Source organism: Pseudoxanthomonas sp. PXM02 (genome assembly GCF_014851805.1).
Taxonomy (GTDB): Bacteria; Pseudomonadota; Gammaproteobacteria; order Xanthomonadales; family Xanthomonadaceae; genus Pseudoxanthomonas_A.
Window position 1 is genome coordinate 59,585 of the sequence record NZ_JACVAK010000005.1, and the last position, 16,245, is coordinate 75,829.

The 16,245-nt window shown below is 66.4% G+C and carries 15 protein-coding genes; 13 read left to right on the forward strand and 2 right to left on the reverse strand.

Annotated elements, in window-relative coordinates:
- Nucleotides 1-188 precede the first annotated feature (188 nt).
- The gene (glk, locus tag IB225_RS18595; protein ID WP_192313875.1) at nt 189-1,196 is read right to left on the reverse strand and encodes a glucokinase; all 1,008 of its coding nucleotides are present in this window, start codon (nt 1,194-1,196) and stop codon (nt 189-191) included.
- Nucleotides 1,197-1,627: 431 nt separating this feature from the next.
- Here glk and ugpC point away from each other — a divergent pair, with 431 nt between their 5' ends.
- Nucleotides 1,628-2,710, forward strand: a complete 1,083-nt coding sequence (ugpC, locus tag IB225_RS18600; protein WP_192313878.1) for a sn-glycerol-3-phosphate ABC transporter ATP-binding protein UgpC — start codon at nt 1,628-1,630, stop codon at nt 2,708-2,710.
- A gap of 70 nt (nt 2,711-2,780) precedes the next feature.
- Here ugpC and IB225_RS18605 read toward each other — a convergent pair whose 3' ends face one another.
- The gene (locus IB225_RS18605) at nt 2,781-3,983 is read right to left on the reverse strand and encodes an amino acid aminotransferase (RefSeq protein ID WP_192313881.1); all 1,203 of its coding nucleotides are present in this window, start codon (nt 3,981-3,983) and stop codon (nt 2,781-2,783) included.
- A 278-nt stretch (nt 3,984-4,261) separates the two neighbouring features.
- Here IB225_RS18605 and smc point away from each other — a divergent pair, with 278 nt between their 5' ends.
- From smc to ligA, 12 genes are all read left to right on the forward strand, one after another.
- Complete coding sequence (smc, locus tag IB225_RS18610; protein ID WP_192313897.1) at nt 4,262-7,765, forward strand: chromosome segregation protein SMC; 3,504 nt, start codon at nt 4,262-4,264, stop codon at nt 7,763-7,765.
- Between the two features lie 36 nt (nt 7,766-7,801).
- Nucleotides 7,802-8,536, forward strand: coding sequence for a cell division protein ZipA (gene zipA, locus IB225_RS18615; protein WP_192313900.1), 735 nt, complete (start codon nt 7,802-7,804; stop codon nt 8,534-8,536).
- Between the two features lie 52 nt (nt 8,537-8,588).
- On the forward strand, nt 8,589-9,023 hold the full coding sequence (locus tag IB225_RS18620; RefSeq protein ID WP_192313903.1) for a hypothetical protein: 435 nt from the start codon (nt 8,589-8,591) through the stop codon (nt 9,021-9,023).
- 135 nt (nt 9,024-9,158) lie between these two features.
- Entirely contained in the window at nt 9,159-9,503 is a 345-nt protein-coding gene (locus IB225_RS18625) for a DUF2200 domain-containing protein (protein ID WP_192313906.1), read from the forward strand.
- 75 nt (nt 9,504-9,578) lie between these two features.
- Nucleotides 9,579-10,460, forward strand: a complete 882-nt coding sequence (locus IB225_RS18630; protein ID WP_192313909.1) for a hypothetical protein — start codon at nt 9,579-9,581, stop codon at nt 10,458-10,460.
- Between the two features lie 5 nt (nt 10,461-10,465).
- Complete coding sequence (locus tag IB225_RS18635; RefSeq protein ID WP_192313912.1) at nt 10,466-10,801, forward strand: low molecular weight protein tyrosine phosphatase family protein; 336 nt, start codon at nt 10,466-10,468, stop codon at nt 10,799-10,801.
- Nucleotides 10,802-10,822: 21 nt separating this feature from the next.
- The gene (locus IB225_RS18640) at nt 10,823-11,071 is read left to right on the forward strand and encodes a hypothetical protein (protein ID WP_192313915.1); all 249 of its coding nucleotides are present in this window, start codon (nt 10,823-10,825) and stop codon (nt 11,069-11,071) included.
- 4 nt (nt 11,072-11,075) lie between these two features.
- Nucleotides 11,076-11,438 (forward strand): hypothetical protein, encoded by a 363-nt coding sequence (locus IB225_RS18645; protein WP_192313918.1) that lies wholly within the window; start codon nt 11,076-11,078, stop codon nt 11,436-11,438.
- Nucleotides 11,426-11,872, forward strand: coding sequence for a hypothetical protein (locus IB225_RS18650; protein ID WP_192313921.1), 447 nt, complete (start codon nt 11,426-11,428; stop codon nt 11,870-11,872). Before IB225_RS18645 ends, IB225_RS18650 begins: the two co-directional genes overlap by 13 nt.
- A 46-nt stretch (nt 11,873-11,918) precedes the next feature.
- Nucleotides 11,919-12,281 (forward strand): GFA family protein, encoded by a 363-nt coding sequence (locus tag IB225_RS18655; protein WP_192313924.1) that lies wholly within the window; start codon nt 11,919-11,921, stop codon nt 12,279-12,281.
- An 83-nt stretch (nt 12,282-12,364) separates the two neighbouring features.
- Nucleotides 12,365-12,850, forward strand: a complete 486-nt coding sequence (locus tag IB225_RS18660; protein ID WP_192313927.1) for a hypothetical protein — start codon at nt 12,365-12,367, stop codon at nt 12,848-12,850.
- A gap of 558 nt (nt 12,851-13,408) precedes the next feature.
- Nucleotides 13,409-15,751, forward strand: coding sequence for an NAD-dependent DNA ligase LigA (gene ligA / locus IB225_RS18665; protein WP_192313930.1), 2,343 nt, complete (start codon nt 13,409-13,411; stop codon nt 15,749-15,751).
- Nucleotides 15,752-16,245: the final 494 nt, after the last annotated feature.

The window sequence follows — 16,245 nt, forward strand, 5'->3', positions numbered from 1 at the left end:
CGATGAGGAGCCGTGATGCGCAGCCTTCCTGCAACTCCAGCGCGTGGAGGGGAAGGGCGATGAACGACGGCGACGGCATGATGCTTTCTACCGCCTTTATCGCAGGCGCGAAAGCGACCAAAGTCAGACCAGTCCACAGGTTGCGGCGCTGCCGGTGCTGCATTGCAGCGCGCATATGCGCAAAACGCTCAGGCGTGAGCGGCGCTTTTCGGTCCGAACAGTTCCACCGCATAAGCCGCGGCACCGAGCAGGCCGGGGCGCGGATGCACGTTCGCCAGCGTCGGCACGCGACCCATTGCGGGCGAGAAACGGCCCTTGTGTTCGAAGCGCTGGCGGAAGCCGGAATGCTGCAGCGACGTCAGCAGTTTCGGTACCAGACCACCGGTGAGGAACACGCCGTCCCAGGCGCCGGTGGTGAGCACCAGATCGCCGGCAATCGCGCCGAACACCGCGCAGAACACATCCAGCGTACGCACGCAGCGCGGATCGCCGGCCGCGGCGCGCGCGGTGACGTCCTTCGGTTCCAGCGGACCGCCCGGATCTTCGCCAGCGATCTCGCTGAGCGCGCGATACAGATTCACCAGGCCGGGGCCGCAGATCAGGCGCTCGTTCGACACGCGACCGAACTGCGCCGACAGGATTTCGAGAATGCGGATTTCTTCCGGCGTACCGGGCGGGAAACTGACGTGGCCGCCTTCCGTTTCGAGCGGATACGCGCGTCCATCGCGGATCACCAGTGCGGCCACGCCCAGGCCCGTGCCGGGGCCGATGACGGCATACGTGCGCGGCACCGACAGCGGTGCCGGCGTCCAGCGCGCGCCACCGATCGCGACCACGTCTTTCGGCGTCAGCAGCGATACCGCCATCGCCTGCGCGGCGAAGTCGTTGACCAGCTTCAGACCCTGGAATCCCAGCGCCTGCCGCGTGCGGTTCACCGAAATGACCCACGGATGATTGGTGATGCGGGCTTCGTCGCCATCGACGCGGCCGGCGACGGCGAACACGCCGTTCTGCGCAGTCGCGCCGGTTTCTTCCAGATAGTGCTGCGCGGCATCGGCGAGCGACGGGAAATCGGCGACAACGAACTCACGCACGCTGTCGTCCAGCAGCGGCACGGAGGCGGAGGTATCAGCCAGCGCGAAGCGCGCATTGGTACCGCCGATGTCGGCGAGGAGGACGCGATCGGCGCTGCTCATGCGGCAAACATCCTGTTCGATGCGGGGTGACTTCCAAAACGGGTCCGCTGCATTCGCCTGGTCGATCCTGTGCTGCCGTGAAAGGGCCACGTCGCGTGGGCGGCGCATGATAGCGCGCACCTGCGCTGTCGGCGCGCAAGCCCGCGCAGGTGTGCGCCATCCGTATACGTATGCGCCATTCCGGAATAGGTGGCCATGCGACGACACGCGCGGAAAGATGGGCAGGACAGAGAGGACATGCAGGTGGCGGACGTTCCGAAGGGCATCGGCACGCAGTCCGCTTGCGTCGTGAAAACGGTTACATGGCAGAATAGCGCAACTTCCCCGACCACGGAACGGGAAGCCGCGTGCATCGCCCACCCGGGCATGCCTGCACCCGGGAGGGCCGGGACGCAGCGAACAATCACGGGCGCCGCCCGACCGGAGCAATGATGGCCAGCGTCAAACTCGACCGCGTGCGCAAGGTGTACGACAACGGCCAGGTGGCCGTGCACGGGGCCAGTTTCGAGATCGCCGACGGCGAGCTCATGGTGCTGGTCGGTCCGTCCGGCTGCGGCAAGTCGACGCTGCTGCGCATGATCGCCGGGCTGGAAGAGATCACCGACGGCAACCTGCTGATCGGTGATCGCCGCGTCAACGACGTGGCGCCGAAGGATCGCGACATCGCGATGGTGTTCCAGAGCTATGCGCTGTATCCGCACATGACGGTGGCCGAGAACCTGGCCTTCGGCCTGAAGCTGCGCGGCGTGGCGCGCGCGGAGATCGACCGGCGCGTCAACGCCGCCGCCGAGACGCTGGGCATGACGCACATGCTGGGCAAGCTGCCGCGTGAGATGTCCGGTGGACAACGCCAGCGCGTGGCGCTGGGCCGTGCACTGGTACGCGAGCCGTCGGTGTTCCTGCTCGACGAACCGCTGTCCAACCTCGACGCCAAGCTGCGCCATTCCGTGCGCACCGAGATCGGCCGCCTACATCGCCAGCTCGGCGCCACCATGATCTACGTGACCCACGACCAGGTCGAAGCGATGACGCTCGGCCAGCGCATCGTGGTGCTCAAGGATGGCGAGATCCAGCAGATCGACACGCCGATGGCGCTGTACGAGAAGCCCGCCAACCTGTTCGTCGCCGGCTTCCTCGGCAGTCCGGCGATGAACGTGCTGCACGGCACGCTGCGGCAGGCAGAGGGGCTGCAGCTTGCCCTGGATGGCGGTGGCGAGATCCCGCTGGGCAATGCGGCCGTGGCCGACGTCTGCATTGGACGGCGCATCGCGCTCGGCATCCGCCCGGAGCACCTGCAACCTGCCGGCATCGGCAAACCCGCGTTCGAGGCGCACGTCGACCTGATCGAGCCGGTCGGCAACGAGGTCTTCGTCAATCTGCGCTTCGTCGGTCAGCCGCTGGTGGCGCGCATGCCGCCGCAGGTACTGCCTGAGCCGGGGCAGGGCTTGCGCATCACCGTCGAGAACGCCGCGCTGCACTGCTTCGATCCGGACAGTGGCCTGCGCCTGGGCTGAGGTCGTTCAGCGCTGCAAAGGAAAAAGGGAGGCCGAAGCCTCCCTTTTTTGTGCCGGATGACCGGGCAGGTCAGCCGCGACTGACGGTGCGCACCGCTTCCGCCACGTAGGCCAGGTTCTGCTGGTTCAGCGCGGCCACGCAGATGCGGCCGGTGCCGACCGCGTAGATGCCGAACTCGTCGCGCAGCCGGTCCACCTGTGCCTTGCTCAGGCCGGAGTACGAGAACATGCCGGCCTGCTGCTGGATGAAGGTGAACTCCGGCGCGCCGAGGGCGGCCAGCTTGTCGACCAGACCGGCACGCAGCGCATGGATGCGCTCACGCATGCCGCCCAGTTCGCTTTCCCACAGCGTGCGCAGTTCGCTGCTGGCCAGCACACCGGCGACCAGTGCGGCGCCGTGCGTCGACGGGCTGGAGTAGATGGTGCGGATGATGCGCTTGATCTGCGACTGCACCGCCTTGGTGTCCGCGGCATTCGGGCCGACCACCGACAGCGCGCCGACGCGCTCGCCGTACAGCGAGAACGACTTGGAGTACGAGTTGGCGACGATGAAGCTGTCGATCCCGGCCTCGGCGACGATGCGGACCGCGGCGCCGTCTTCAGTGATGCCCTTGTCGAAGCCCTGGTAGGCCATGTCGATGAAGGGGAACAGGCCGCGGTCCTTCAGCAGCGCCGCGACCTGCTTCCACTGCTCGATCGTCAGGTCGGCGCCGGTGGGGTTGTGGCAGCAGGCGTGCAGCAGCACCACGGTGCCGGGCTTCAGCTGGCCCAAGTCGGCCAGCATGCCGGAGAAGTCCAGGCCATGCGTGGCGGCGTCGAAATAGGTGTAGTCGACGATGTCGAAGCCGGCCGCGCCGAACACGGCACGGTGGTTCTCCCAGCTCGGGTTGCTGATCGCGATGGTGGCGTGCGGCAGCAGCTTCTTCAGCAGGTCGGCGCCGACGCGCAGCGCACCGCTGCCACCAACGGTCTGGGTGGTGGCGACGCGACCGGCGGCGACCAGCTCCGAGTCCTTGCCGAACACCAGTTCGCGGGTGGCGGCGTCGTACGCGGCCAGGCCGTCGATCGGCAGGTAGCCGCGCGGTTTGCCTTCGGCGGCCAGCGCCTGTTCCACCTGGCGGACGCAGTCGAGCAGGGGAATGCGACCCTGCTCGTCGTAATAGATGCCGACGCCCAGGTTGACCTTCTGGGTGCGTGAGTCAGCGTTGTAGGCCTCGGTCAGCCCCAGGATGGGGTCGCCGGGCACCAGTTCGACGGATGCAAAAAGAGACACGGAGTGGGGACCGTTGATGTGTGAGGGAGGGGGGGGGTGAAGCCGCCCGCGATGCTAACAGGCGCGGGCCTTTCCCGTACGCCGGAGGCGCAGGGGCGTACGGCGCCCGCAGGCCCGGGCATCGTCTGTCACAGGCGGCTATACTCATCCGTTGGCGTGCCAGACGGCAGGCCTGATTGCCACGGAATCAATCACTTGGCAGTCGAAGCTGATCCCACTTCACACTTGCGGCAGCGCGTCGGACCGGTCCGGTCGCGGTGCCCGGAAGACACCGTCGCATGCGCCTTTCCACCATCAAGCTGTCCGGCTTCAAGTCGTTCGTCGATCCCACCGTGCTGCACCTGCCGACCAACATGACCGGCGTGGTCGGCCCGAACGGCTGCGGCAAGTCGAACATCATCGACGCCGTGCGCTGGGTGATGGGCGAAAGTTCGGCCAGCCGCCTGCGCGGCGACTCGCTGACCGACGTGATCTTCTCCGGCTCGGCCGCACGCAAGCCGGTCTCGCAGGCCTCGGTCGAACTGATCTTCGACAACAGCGACCACACCATCAGCGGCGAGTTCGCCGCCTTCAACGAAATTTCGGTCCGGCGCCTGGTCAGCCGCGACGGCCAGAGCAACTACTACCTCAACGGTACCAAGTGCCGCCGCCGCGACATCACCGACCTGTTCCTCGGCACCGGCCTGGGCCCGCGCAGCTACTCGATCATCGAGCAGGGCATGATCAGCCAGATCATCGAGGCGCGCCCCGAAGACCTGCGCGTGTACCTGGAAGAAGCCGCCGGCATCTCCAAGTACAAGGAGCGCCGCAAGGAAACCGAAACCCGCATCCGCCACACCCGCGAGAACCTCGACCGCCTCAACGACCTGCGCGAAGAGATCGGCAAGCAGCTGGAGCACCTCAAGCGTCAGGCCAAGCAGGCCGAGCAGTACAAGGCCTTGCAGGAAGAGCGCCGCATCAAGGACGCCGAGTGGAAGGCGCTGGAATACCGCGGCCTGGACGGCCGGCTGCAGGGCCTGCGCGAGAAGCTGGCCCAGGAAGAAACCAAGCTGCAGCAGCTGATCGCCGAACAGCGCGAAGCCGAGCGCCTGCTGGAAACCGACCGCGTCCGCCGCGAGGAAGCTGCCGACGGCCTCAACAAGGCGCAGGGCGAGGTCTACCAGGTCGGCAGCACGCTGGCCCGCATCGAACAGCAGATCCAGCACCAGCGTGAGCTTGGCGACCGCCTCAAGAAGGCGCGCGACGAAGCCCACAACGCGCTGCAGGAACTCGGCCAGCACATCAGCGGCGACGAAACCCGCCTCACCGTGCTGCGCGAATCCGTCGCCGACGCCGAACCGCAGCTCGAGCAGCTGCGCGAAGAAGACGTGTTCCGCCAGGATGCCTTGCGCGAAGCCGAAACCCTGCTGTCCGATTGGCAGCAGCGCTGGGAAACCCACAGCCGCGACTCCGCCGAAGCCTCGCGCGCCGGCGATGTCGAACGCACCCGCGTCGATTACCTCGACCGCCAGTCGCTGGAAGCCGACCGCCGCCGCGAAGCACTGGCCGGCGAGCGCACCGGGCTTGACCTGGATGCATTGGCGTCCGCGTTCGAACAGTTGCAACTGCAGCACGACACCCAGAAGGAATCGCTTGAGACGCTCACCGAGCATGTCGAGGCGCGCAAGCAGGGCGCTGCCGACGTGCAGGAGCAGCAGCGCACCACCCAGACCGAACTGTCCGACGTGCGCAAGCGCGCACAGGTAGCCCGCGGTCGCCTGTCCTCGCTGGAGACCCTGCAGCACGCCGCGCTGGGCCAGGAGCAGGGCGCCGCGATGAGCTGGCTGAAGGCGCGCGGCCTGGACAACGCCTCGCGCGTCGGCGAGAAGCTGACCGTCGAGTCCGGCTGGGAGAACGCCGTCGAAGGCGCGCTCGGCCAACTGATCGAAGGCGTACTGGTCGATGCGCCCGAAGCGCTCGTCGATGCGCTGGGCGAGCTCGGTGACGGCCGCATCGCGCTGGTCGCCGACGACCGCAGCGACGTCGCGTTCGCGCCGACCTCGCTGGCCGCCAAGGTGCAGGGCCCGGCGGCGATCCGTCGTCTGCTGGCACGCCTGCACGTGGCCGAGGACCTGGCCGAAGCCCGCCGCCTGCAGGCCACGCTGGGCGACGGCGATTCCGTCATCACCCGCAACGGCGAGCGCCTGGGCGCGGGCTGGGTGCGTGTGCTGCGCTCCGGCGCAGCCAAGCAGGGCGCCCTGCTGCGCGAGCGCGAAATCCAGTCGCTGCGTGGCGAGATCGAGACCCTCCAGTCCCGCGAAGCCGAGCTGGAGGAACGCCTGGCCAGCCTGCGCGATGCGCTGCTCGCCGCCGAACAGCAACGCGAGGACGCGCAGCGCACGCTGTACATGGCGCACCGCGGTGTGTCCGAACTGGCCGGCCAGTTGCAGAGCCAGCAGGGCAAGGTGGATGCCACCCGCACGCGCCTGGAACGCATCGACGGCGAAATCGCGCAACTGGTCGAAACGCTGGATACCAGCCGCGAGCAGGCCCGCGAAGCCCGCGCCAAGCTCGAAGACGCCGTCACCCGCATGGGCGATCTGGAGTCCGCACGGCAGGCGCTGGAAGGCGAACGTCGCCAGCTGGTCGACGCGCGCGACCAGGCCCGCGAAGCCGCGCGCACCTCGCGCGACACCGCACACGCCCTGGCGCTGACGCTGGAATCGCAACGTACCCAGATCGTCTCGCTGAGCCAGGCGCTGGATCGCATGGGCGGACAGCGCGGCCATCTGGATTCACGCCTCGAAGAATTGACCCTGCAGCTGAGCGAAGGCGATTCACCGGTGCAGGAACTGGAAGCCCAGCGCCAGTCCGCCCTCGAACACCGCGTCACCGCCGACCGCCAGCTGGCGGAAGCGCGTTCGCTGCTGGAAGGCATCGACAACGAACTGCGCCAGTACGAGCAAACCCGCCAGCAGCGCGACGAGCAGGCCGTGGCCCAGCGCGAACGCATCTCGCAGCGCAAGCTCGACCAGCAGGCGCTCGCGCTGAAGGCCGAACAGCTGTCCGAGGGCGTCGTGGCCGGCGGCTTCGTGCTGGAAGACGTCATCAACACGTTGCCCGAGGTCGCGGACATCCGCGAGTGGGAGCAGTCCGTCACCCAGATCGACGGCCGCATGCGCCGGCTGGAGCCGGTCAACCTGGCCGCCATCCACGAATACGGCGAAGCCAGCCAGCGCTCGGAATACCTCGACGCGCAGAACGTCGACCTGACCACCGCGCTGGAAACGCTGGAAGAAGCCATCCGCAAGATCGACCGCGAGACCCGCGGCCGCTTCAAGGACACCTTCGACCGCGTCAACGCCGGCGTGCAGCAGCTGTATCCGCGCCTGTTCGGCGGTGGTCATGCCTATCTGGAACTGACCGGCGAAGACCTGCTCGACACCGGCGTGGCCATCATGGCCCGCCCGCCGGGCAAGCGCGTGTCCAACATCTCGCTGCTGTCCGGCGGTGAGAAGGCGATGACCGCGGTCGCGCTGGTGTTCGCCATCTTCCAGCTCAATCCCGCGCCGTTCTGCCTGCTGGACGAAGTCGACGCACCGCTCGACGAAGCCAACGTGGGCCGCTTCACCAACATGGTGAAGGAGATGAGCGAGAAGGTGCAGTTCCTGTTCGTTTCGCACAACAAGGCCACGATGGAAGCCGCACATCAGCTCAGTGGCGTTACCATGCGGGAACCCGGTGTCAGCCGGCTGGTGTCGGTGGACCTGGAAGAGGCCGCCCGCCTCGCCGGTGCCGCCTGACGCCTACCCACATTCCACCTTGCCGGAGAAACCCCTGTGTCCGACATGGCCATGCTGCGAATCGGAATCCTCGTCGCCGGCGTCCTGCTGCTGGTGGCGATCTTCCTGTTCGGTCGCCCCAAGAAGCCCAGCCAGGGCCGTCGCATCGAGACCACCGAGCGCGACAACGCGCGCGTGGAGCCGAGCCTGGCCGGTGATGACACCAGCGAGCAGGTGCAGGACTACAGCGGCGAGCGCGTCAGCCAGCCCGAACTCGGCCTGCCCGGCGGTACGCCGGTCGCGGGCGTGGAGAGCGACCTGGGCAAGCGGCCCAGCCAGGATTTCGACAAGATCGTCTCGCTGTACGTCGCGGCCAAGGCCGGGCAGGTGCTGCGCGGCGAGGACATTGTGGTGGCGGCCGAGAAGACCGGCCTGACCTTCGGTCACATGAATGTCTTCCACCGTCTGGTGGAAGGGCATCCGGAACGCGGCCCGGTCTTCAGCATGGCCAACATCATGCAGCCGGGCAGCTTCGACATGGCCAACATCCGCACGCTGGAAACCCCGGCCATCGCGTTCTTCCTGACGCTGCCGGCGCCGATGACCGCGCTGGAAGCGTGGGAGAAGCTGGTGCCCAACGTCGAGCGCATGGCCGAACTGCTGGGCGGCGTGGTCCTCGACGACAGCCGCAACACCCTCGGTCGCCAGCGCATCCAGCACATCCGCGAAGAACTGCGTGCCTATGACCGCCAGCACGAAGCACCGCCGCTGACGAAGGCGCCGCGGTGGTGAGTGTGGGGTTTTGTTGATCAGAAGAACGGACAAGTCGTAGTTTGAGGCCCGAATGGATATCCAGGTCGCTCTAGACGAAATTGCTCGAGAGATAACAGAGAGCAATGGGGGTGCATTCGAGCTATTGCTGGTCTCTGAAACGAAAGAGTCGAGAGACATAACTCGAGTCAACGAGGTTGTGCGCCGATGGGCCGAGATGGCGAAGCATGAACTGCGAAATCCTCTGCAACCATGGAATTTTTCTTTTCATGATCGGATATCAGCAAAGGCATTGCTGACAAGGATGCTTTCTAGAGACTTGGTCTTCAACTGCGAAGCTATGAATCCGCATCATGCTGCGAGAGTGGCAGAGCACATCCTCTCTTTGCTTCAAATCGAGTCTGTCTACTCCGAGCGTTTTGTCGCGGCAGATGCGGATTTCAGTGAGGTTGTGATTATTTCTGATCCTAGAGATAGCATCGTGGTGGCGGTCACTGGCGACGACTAACGCACGTAGAATGGGTGGAGCGAAGCGATACCCATCGCTCATGGCAAGGATGGCTCATGATGGGTATCGCCTTCGGCTCAACCCATCCTACGATCGCCTTCGATCGCTCCATCGCGTGCCCTTGGAGAAATGACGATGTCGCACCGCATCTTCACCACCTCCTTCGCCAGCGTGTACCCGCTCTACGTGCAGAAGGCCGAGCGCAAGGGACGCACGCGGGCGGAGGTCGACCAGGTCATCCTCTGGCTGACCGGTTACGACGCCGCCGGGCTTGAGCGCCAGATCCGCGACAAGGTCGATTTCGAAACCTTCTTCGCCCAGGCGCCTGCGCTCAACCCCAACGCGTCGTTGATCAAGGGCGTGGTCTGCGGTGTGCGTGTGGAAGACGTCGACGACCCGCTGATGCAGAAGATCCGCTACCTCGACAAGCTGGTCGACGAACTGGCGAAGGGGAAGGTGATGGAGAAGATCCTGCGGTGATACCGTGGCGCGGTATGGAATGCGCGTAACAAGTCCTTGCCCCAACGGAGGTGGAGCATGCGGCATTGTCTCTTGATGATCCTGCTGGCCTGTGCGGCCCTGGCGTCCGAGGTGGATGCTCAGGACCGCGATCCCGCTTTCGTGCCGGCCCAGGGCTGGATACTGGTGAGGGAGACCGTCGAGACGGTACAGGCGGATATCGCGTCGTACACCGAGTATTTGAAGACTGAGGATCCGACCGATACATTCCGCATCGAACTTCACCCGCAGGCCGACGGGCAGGTGGCGTTGATGTTCCCGGACGGCTTCCCGGCGACCGATCTGGCCGGACTGACGGGATGGGTGGGGTCACCCTGCCGGAAGCTGACGCCCGCCGTTGCTTCTGCATGGATCGTGGCGCAGGACGGCGCAGCCTATTACCTCGAATCCGATCCGACGCTGGAGGTGTTGGAGGATGAGACGGAAAAAGAGGCGCGTGACGGATGCCGCGAGGGCGGCGGAGTGCTGTACGGTGCGTCGTCCGCAGGGCAGCACGTGCGTTACGACATCCGGAATGCGCACCTGGTGACGGCCGAGACGGGCACGCCTTACCGCAAGGAATCCGCGCCAGCCAGGTCGGGCGCACCGGTCCTGCTCCGTGCTGCGATCCCGAACCAGACGGCACGCCCCGATGATGGCCTTGTTCTTGATACGCGCACAGAGCCGGAGCGGCTATTGGCTGAAGCGTTCCATCATTGCAAGGGTCTCGACAACATCGGTCAGAACACGGGTCGATGGGTTGAGGAACTCTGGTTCTGGTTGCAGGCCCATCGCGCCGACGTGTCCAAGCAGCTGTGGAACCCTGCCGGCCGTGCCGCCATCGCCGCAGCAAAAGCCACCGCCACCACGGAAGCCGACAAGGCCTGCCTGAGTCGCCTCGAGCGCGAAGCCAGGATCGGCGAGATCATCCACGAGTAATCCGCATGTCGCGCAACGTCCTTTTCATCTGCACCCAGAACCGCCTGCGCAGCCCGACGGCCGAACAGGTGTTCGCCGACTGGCCGGGCGTGGAGACGGCCTCTGCCGGGCTGGGCAACGATGCCGAGGTCCCGGTCTCGCCGGAACTGCTGGCGTGGGCGGACCTGGTCTTCGTGATGGAGAAGGCGCATCGCAATCGCCTGTCGGCGAAGTTCGGCAGCCACCTCAAAGGCGCACGAGTGATTTGCCTGGATATCCCGGACGACTACGAGTGCATGGATCCTGACCTGATCCGTCTGTTGAAGCAGAAGGTTCCGCGCTTTCTGCCGAGCGCGAAGTAGGCAGGTTGAGGAGGAAAAGCGATGCGCGATATCGATGGCAATGAAATAGTGCTTGGAAGCAAGGTCAAAGTCCTTGTGTTGGACCCCAGGATCGTCGAGTTCATGGATGACGAGGATCGCCGCAGCCTTGAGAACATCGTGGCAGGGCCGATGGTGGTCTATGAGCTATGCGCAGGGCACGTCAATGTGGAGGGCGTGCGCGAAGTCGAAGAGGGCGCTGAGTCCCACGCCTTCTCGGTGTTGCCGTCCAATGTCCGTGTGGTGGGATGAATCGATGAATCCAACCGACGTCCGCCCCTTCATCGGCAGCAAGGATTTCGACATCTCCCGGGCCTTCTACGAAGCCCTCGGCTGGACGACCGAGTATCTCGACGACCAGCTGGCGTTGATGGCCAACGGCGCACACCGCTTTTACCTGCAGCGTTACTACCAGAAGGACTGGCTGGAAAACACGATGCTACATCTCACCGTCGCCGATGCCACCGCCTGCCACACGCAGATCGCCGCGGTGCTGGCGAGCGGCGCGTACGGCGAGGCGCGCGTCGCACCGCCGAAACAGGAAGACTACGGCGCACTGGTGACCTACGTCTGGGACCCGTCCGGCGTGCTGCTGCATCTGGCGGAGTGGAAGAACTGACGATGCATCGCTACCCACTCGCGCTCGGTGCGGCGCTGCTGGCATGTTCGGTCGTCGCGCTGGGACAGCAGGCGCCCGCGTCGGTCGAGAACGAGGCCTATGTGCGCGCACGACTGATCTTGGTGGAGCGGGCCCCCGGCTGCGGCAACATCGTTTTCGGCTCGCGCGCGCTCTACGCGGTCGATGAGGGGCCGGATGGACTGAAGGGCGAACCACTTGAGGTTGTCGTCGGCTGCATCGAATTTCCGATGACCGATTGGGAGGGCATGGGTGACCTGAAGACCTTTGTCCCTGGCGAAACCCATTACCTGCGCATCAGCCGGGACAATGTCCGCAAGCTGGAGATCTACGACGACAGGGACGGTCGCGCATGGCATCTGTTGGCGGCATCCCTCAAGCCACTCGTGGACGATGGGATGCCCGCGCAGCTCTGAGTCCCCGTGGTCGTCTAGCATGAGGGACCCCACCGGACCGTCCCCCATGTCGTCACGCCCCCTGCAGACCTACACCGGCGCTTGCCACTGCGGCGCCATCCGCTTCGAGATCGACACCGAGTTCCCCGAGCTGACGCAGTGCGACTGCTCGATCTGCCGCAAGAAGAACGCGTTGATGGTGAAGGTGCACGAGAGCGCCTTCCGCCTGCTGGCGGGGGAAGATGCGCTGGCCGACTACCAGTTCCACACGCACACCGCGCACCACCACTTCTGCAAGGTCTGCGGCATCTACCCGTTCCACCGCAAGCGCGTCACCCCGGACTACTACGGCATCAACGTGTACTGCCTGGACGGCTTCGATCCCGCCGGCATCCCCGTGCGGATGACCGTCGGTGCAGGCATGCCGTGACCGTCGCCGGGTAGACTGCGGCCATGTGCCGATTCGTCACCGCCGTCCTTCCCGCCAGCGCGCCGCATGAGGCGTTGGATGCCATGGCACGTGCGCATGGTCGCCGCTTCTCGCGGGCGTCCAACCGCTCGGTAATGCAGCAACTCGAAGCGGACGAAGCCTACTTCCTGACGACGCTCGGCCATTGCGATTGCGATGAGCCCGTCGGTGCGCTTCACCTCGGTAAGCCGGAGGACTGGGACGAGACGGCCCGCAAGCTGGCGCGCAAGGGCTGGAGCGAAGGCAAGATCGCCCGCGCGGTGGCACAGAAACGCGAGCAGGCCGAAGCGGCCGACGGCGTGAAACGACGGCACGCGGACGACGACCTGGCCCGCTGGCGCGCCTTCGTGGATGCCGTCCTTTCTTCGGGCCAGACCGACCGGCTGGGCCTGCTGCTGCACGTCTACAGCGGCACGCTGGACGATGAGCCGGTCGTGATCCGCGAGCGCCGCCCGGTCGGACGGACGGAGGATCGCGCCGGGCTGCTGTACGGCATGGAAGAGGACGTGCTGTACCTGTTCCACGCCTGACCCCGTCGGGCTGGCGTTCCACGCGCAGCACATCTCACATTCCCGCGGGCAGATGGCACGCTGAGCCCCATCGATGGCATTCCGAGTGCCATCCGCAAGGCTCGGAATCCCGACGATGGGGCACCAGAGCTCCATCGATGGCGCTCGGCGTGCCGTCGTCGGCATTCAAAGACCCATCGATCGCTTTCCGAATCCCGACGTCGGAGCTCCCGAGCCCCGACGGTGGCTTTCGGAAAGCCAGCGCCGGCACTCAAAGACCCAAAGCTCACACTTCGAGTCCCGACGTCGGAGCGCATGAGCTCCAGCGCTGGCTTTCGGAGCGCCGGCGCTGGCTCTCGAAAACCCGACGCTCACCTTCCGAGCCCCGACGTCGGAGCTCATGAGCTCCGGCGCTGGCTTTCAAAGAGCCGGCGCTGGCATTCCGGGCCTTGCGCGTGGAGCTCCGCGGGCCATCTCGTTTGCGCTGACCCGGTGGCACCGTCCGCCAGAGGGCAGGGACCGTCCTCGGCCGCCCGGTGCTGCACGCCCTGTCACAGTCGCCGGCCTTAGAATTCACGCATGACGCCGACTCCCGCCGCCCGCATCGCCGACCTCCGCCGCCAGTTGGAGGACGCCAACTACCGCTATCACGTGCTGGACGAACCCAGCATTCCCGATGCCGAGTACGACCGCCTGCTGCGCGAACTGGACGAGCTGGAGGCGGCCCATCCCGACCTGGTCACCGCCGATTCGCCCACCCAGCGCGTGGGTAGCGCGCCGGCCGGCAAGTTCGCCGAGGTCCGCCACGCCATCCCCATGCTGTCGCTGGGCAATGCCTTCAGCGACGAGGAAGTACACGACTTCGTCCGCCGCATCGCCGACAAGCTCAAGCGCCCGGCGCTGACGTTCTCGGCCGAGCCCAAGCTGGACGGCCTGGCGATCAGCCTGCGCTACGAGGACGGCGCCTTCGTGCAGGGCGCCACCCGCGGCGACGGCGCCACCGGCGAGGACGTCACCCTCAACCTGCGCACGGTGAAAGCCATTCCGTTGAAGCTGCGCGGCAAGGACTGGCCGGCGGTGCTGGAAGTGCGTGGCGAGGTGTACATGCCGCGCGCGGACTTCGAGACGTACAACGAACACGCCCGCCTGCACGGCGGCAAGGTGCTGGCCAACCCGCGCAACGGCGCCGCCGGCTCACTGCGCCAGCTCGACCCGCGCATCACCGCGCAACGGCCGCTGGCGTTCTTCGCCTACGGCACCGGGCTGGTGGAGGGCGGCGAGTTGCCGGATTCGCACTCGGCCACGCTGAAGCAGCTGCGTGCCTGGGGCTTCCCGGTCAGCAGCCTCAGCGACGTGGTGGAGGGCGCCGACGGCCTGCTCGACTACTACCGCCGCATCGGCGAAGCGCGCGACGGCCTGCCGTTCGACATCGACGGCGTGGTCTACAAGCTGGACGACGGGGAAGGGCAGCGCGAGATGGGCTTCGTCTCGCGCGCACCGCGCTGGGCAATCGCGCACAAGTTTCCGGCGCAGGAACAGGCCACCACCGTCGAGGCCATCGAGATCCAGATCGGCCGCACCGGCGCCGCCACCCCGGTCGCCCGACTGACGCCGGTGCACGTGGCCGGCGTCATCGTCACCAATGCCACGCTGCACAATGCCGACCAGATCGCACGCCTCGACGTGCGCGTGGGCGACAGCGTGATCGTGCGCCGCGCCGGCGACGTCATCCCGGAAGTGGCCGGCGTGATCCAGGAGCGTCGTCCCGACGGCACCGTACCGTGGCAGATGCCGACGCATTGCCCGGTGTGCGGCGCCGAGATCGTGCGCGAGGAAGGCGAGGCCGTCTGGCGCTGCTCGGGCGAACTGAGCTGCCCGGCGCAGCGCAAGGAATCGCTACGCCACTTCGCCTCGCGCCGTGCGATGGACATCGAAGGCCTGGGCGACCGCTACATCGAGGACCTGTCCGACCTCGGTTACCTGACGTCCATCGCCGACCTCTACAAGCTGACGTTGGACGATCTTCTGGAAATGAAGCGCCGCGTGGACGAGCGCGACGGCACCACGCCGGAGACGGTGAAGGCCGGCAAGGTGGCGACCAAGTGGGCGGACAACCTGATCGAGGCCATCGACCGCAGCCGCGCCACCACACTGGAGCGCTTCCTGTTCGCGCTCGGCATCCAGCATGTCGGCGAGAGCACGGCCAAGGCGCTGGCGCAGTGGTTCGGCGACCTGCAGTTGATCCGTCGCCTGCCGTGGTCGATGTTCAAGCGCGTGCCCGACATCGGTGGCGAAGTGGCGCGCTCGCTGGGTCATTTCTTCGACCAGCCCGGCAACCAGCAGGCCATTGACGACCTGCTGGCGCGCGGCGTGGTGATCGGCGACACGCACCCGCCCTCGGGCAAGCTGCGCGCCGAGCTGGACCTGGCCACGGTGCTGGTCGACCTGGAGATTCCCAAGGTCACCCGCATCCGCGCCGAGCAATTGGCGTCGGCGTTCCCGTCCGTGGAGGCGTTGCTGGATGCGCCCGCGCACAACTTCGTCACCGCCGGCCTGCCGAGCGAATCGGCCAACGCGTTCGCCGCGTGGCTGGAAGACGACGCCAACGCGAAGCTGCTGTCGCGCAGCGGCGCCGCACTGGACGAGTTGCTGAAGATCACGCCGGAAGACGTGGCCGTCGCCGCCGGTCCGCTCGACGGCAAGACCGTCGTGCTCACCGGCGGCCTGGCCGCGATGAGCCGCGACGAAGCCGGCGAGAAACTCGAAGCCCTCGGCGCCAAGGTGTCCGGCAGCGTGTCGAAGAAGACCCACCTGGTGGTCGCCGGCGAAGCCGCCGGCTCCAAGCTCGCCAAGGCGCAGGAACTGGGCATCGAGATCTGGGACGAAGCGCAGCTGCTGGCGTTTCTGGAGAAACATGCGTGAGCGGCAGGAATGGTCGATGTGGGAGCGACGTCAGTCGCGATCGCTTTCCGGATGCACGGACGCCCGGTCATGCCCTGATTCCGTTCATCGCGACTGACGTCGCTCCCACACCGGGTATCGCGCGATGAATGGGCAAGCCTTCGCGGGACGAAGCGCGGTTGCTGGCGTTTCCGGAGATGCATGCGTGAGCGACAGGGATGATCGGTGTGGGAGCGACGTAAGTCGCGATCGCTTTGCGAATGCGTGGACGCCCGGTCGTGCCCCGATTCTGTTCACCGCGACTGACGTCGCTCCCACACCGGGTACCGCGCGATGAACGGGCAAGCCTTCGCGGGACGAAGCGCGGTTGCTGGCGTTTCCGGAGATGCATGCGTGAGCGGCAGGGATGACCGATGTGGGAGCGACGTAAGTCGCGATCGCTTTGCGGATGCGCGGACGACCGGCCGTGCCCCGATTCCGTTCATCGCGACTGACGTCGCTCCCACGCCGGGTAC

Excerpts from the sequence above, each read along its gene's own strand:
- IB225_RS18645 (WP_192313918.1), top strand. The coding sequence starts at position 11,076 with ATGAATCCAACCGACGTCCGCCCCTTCATCGGCAGCAAGGATTTCGAC.
- glk (WP_192313875.1), bottom strand. The coding sequence starts at position 1,196 with ATGAGCAGCGCCGATCGCGTCCTCCTCGCCGACATCGGCGGTACCAAT.
- IB225_RS18625 (WP_192313906.1), top strand. The coding sequence starts at position 9,159 with ATGTCGCACCGCATCTTCACCACCTCCTTCGCCAGCGTGTACCCGCTC.
- IB225_RS18635 (WP_192313912.1), top strand. The coding sequence starts at position 10,466 with ATGTCGCGCAACGTCCTTTTCATCTGCACCCAGAACCGCCTGCGCAGC.
- IB225_RS18640 (WP_192313915.1), top strand. The coding sequence starts at position 10,823 with ATGCGCGATATCGATGGCAATGAAATAGTGCTTGGAAGCAAGGTCAAA.
- ligA (WP_192313930.1), top strand. The coding sequence starts at position 13,409 with ATGACGCCGACTCCCGCCGCCCGCATCGCCGACCTCCGCCGCCAGTTG.
- IB225_RS18655 (WP_192313924.1), top strand. The coding sequence starts at position 11,919 with ATGTCGTCACGCCCCCTGCAGACCTACACCGGCGCTTGCCACTGCGGC.
- ugpC (WP_192313878.1), top strand. The coding sequence starts at position 1,628 with ATGGCCAGCGTCAAACTCGACCGCGTGCGCAAGGTGTACGACAACGGC.
- IB225_RS18620 (WP_192313903.1), top strand. The coding sequence starts at position 8,589 with ATGGATATCCAGGTCGCTCTAGACGAAATTGCTCGAGAGATAACAGAG.
- IB225_RS18660 (WP_192313927.1), top strand. The coding sequence starts at position 12,365 with ATGGCACGTGCGCATGGTCGCCGCTTCTCGCGGGCGTCCAACCGCTCG.
- IB225_RS18630 (WP_192313909.1), top strand. The coding sequence starts at position 9,579 with ATGATCCTGCTGGCCTGTGCGGCCCTGGCGTCCGAGGTGGATGCTCAG.
- smc (WP_192313897.1), top strand. The coding sequence starts at position 4,262 with ATGCGCCTTTCCACCATCAAGCTGTCCGGCTTCAAGTCGTTCGTCGAT.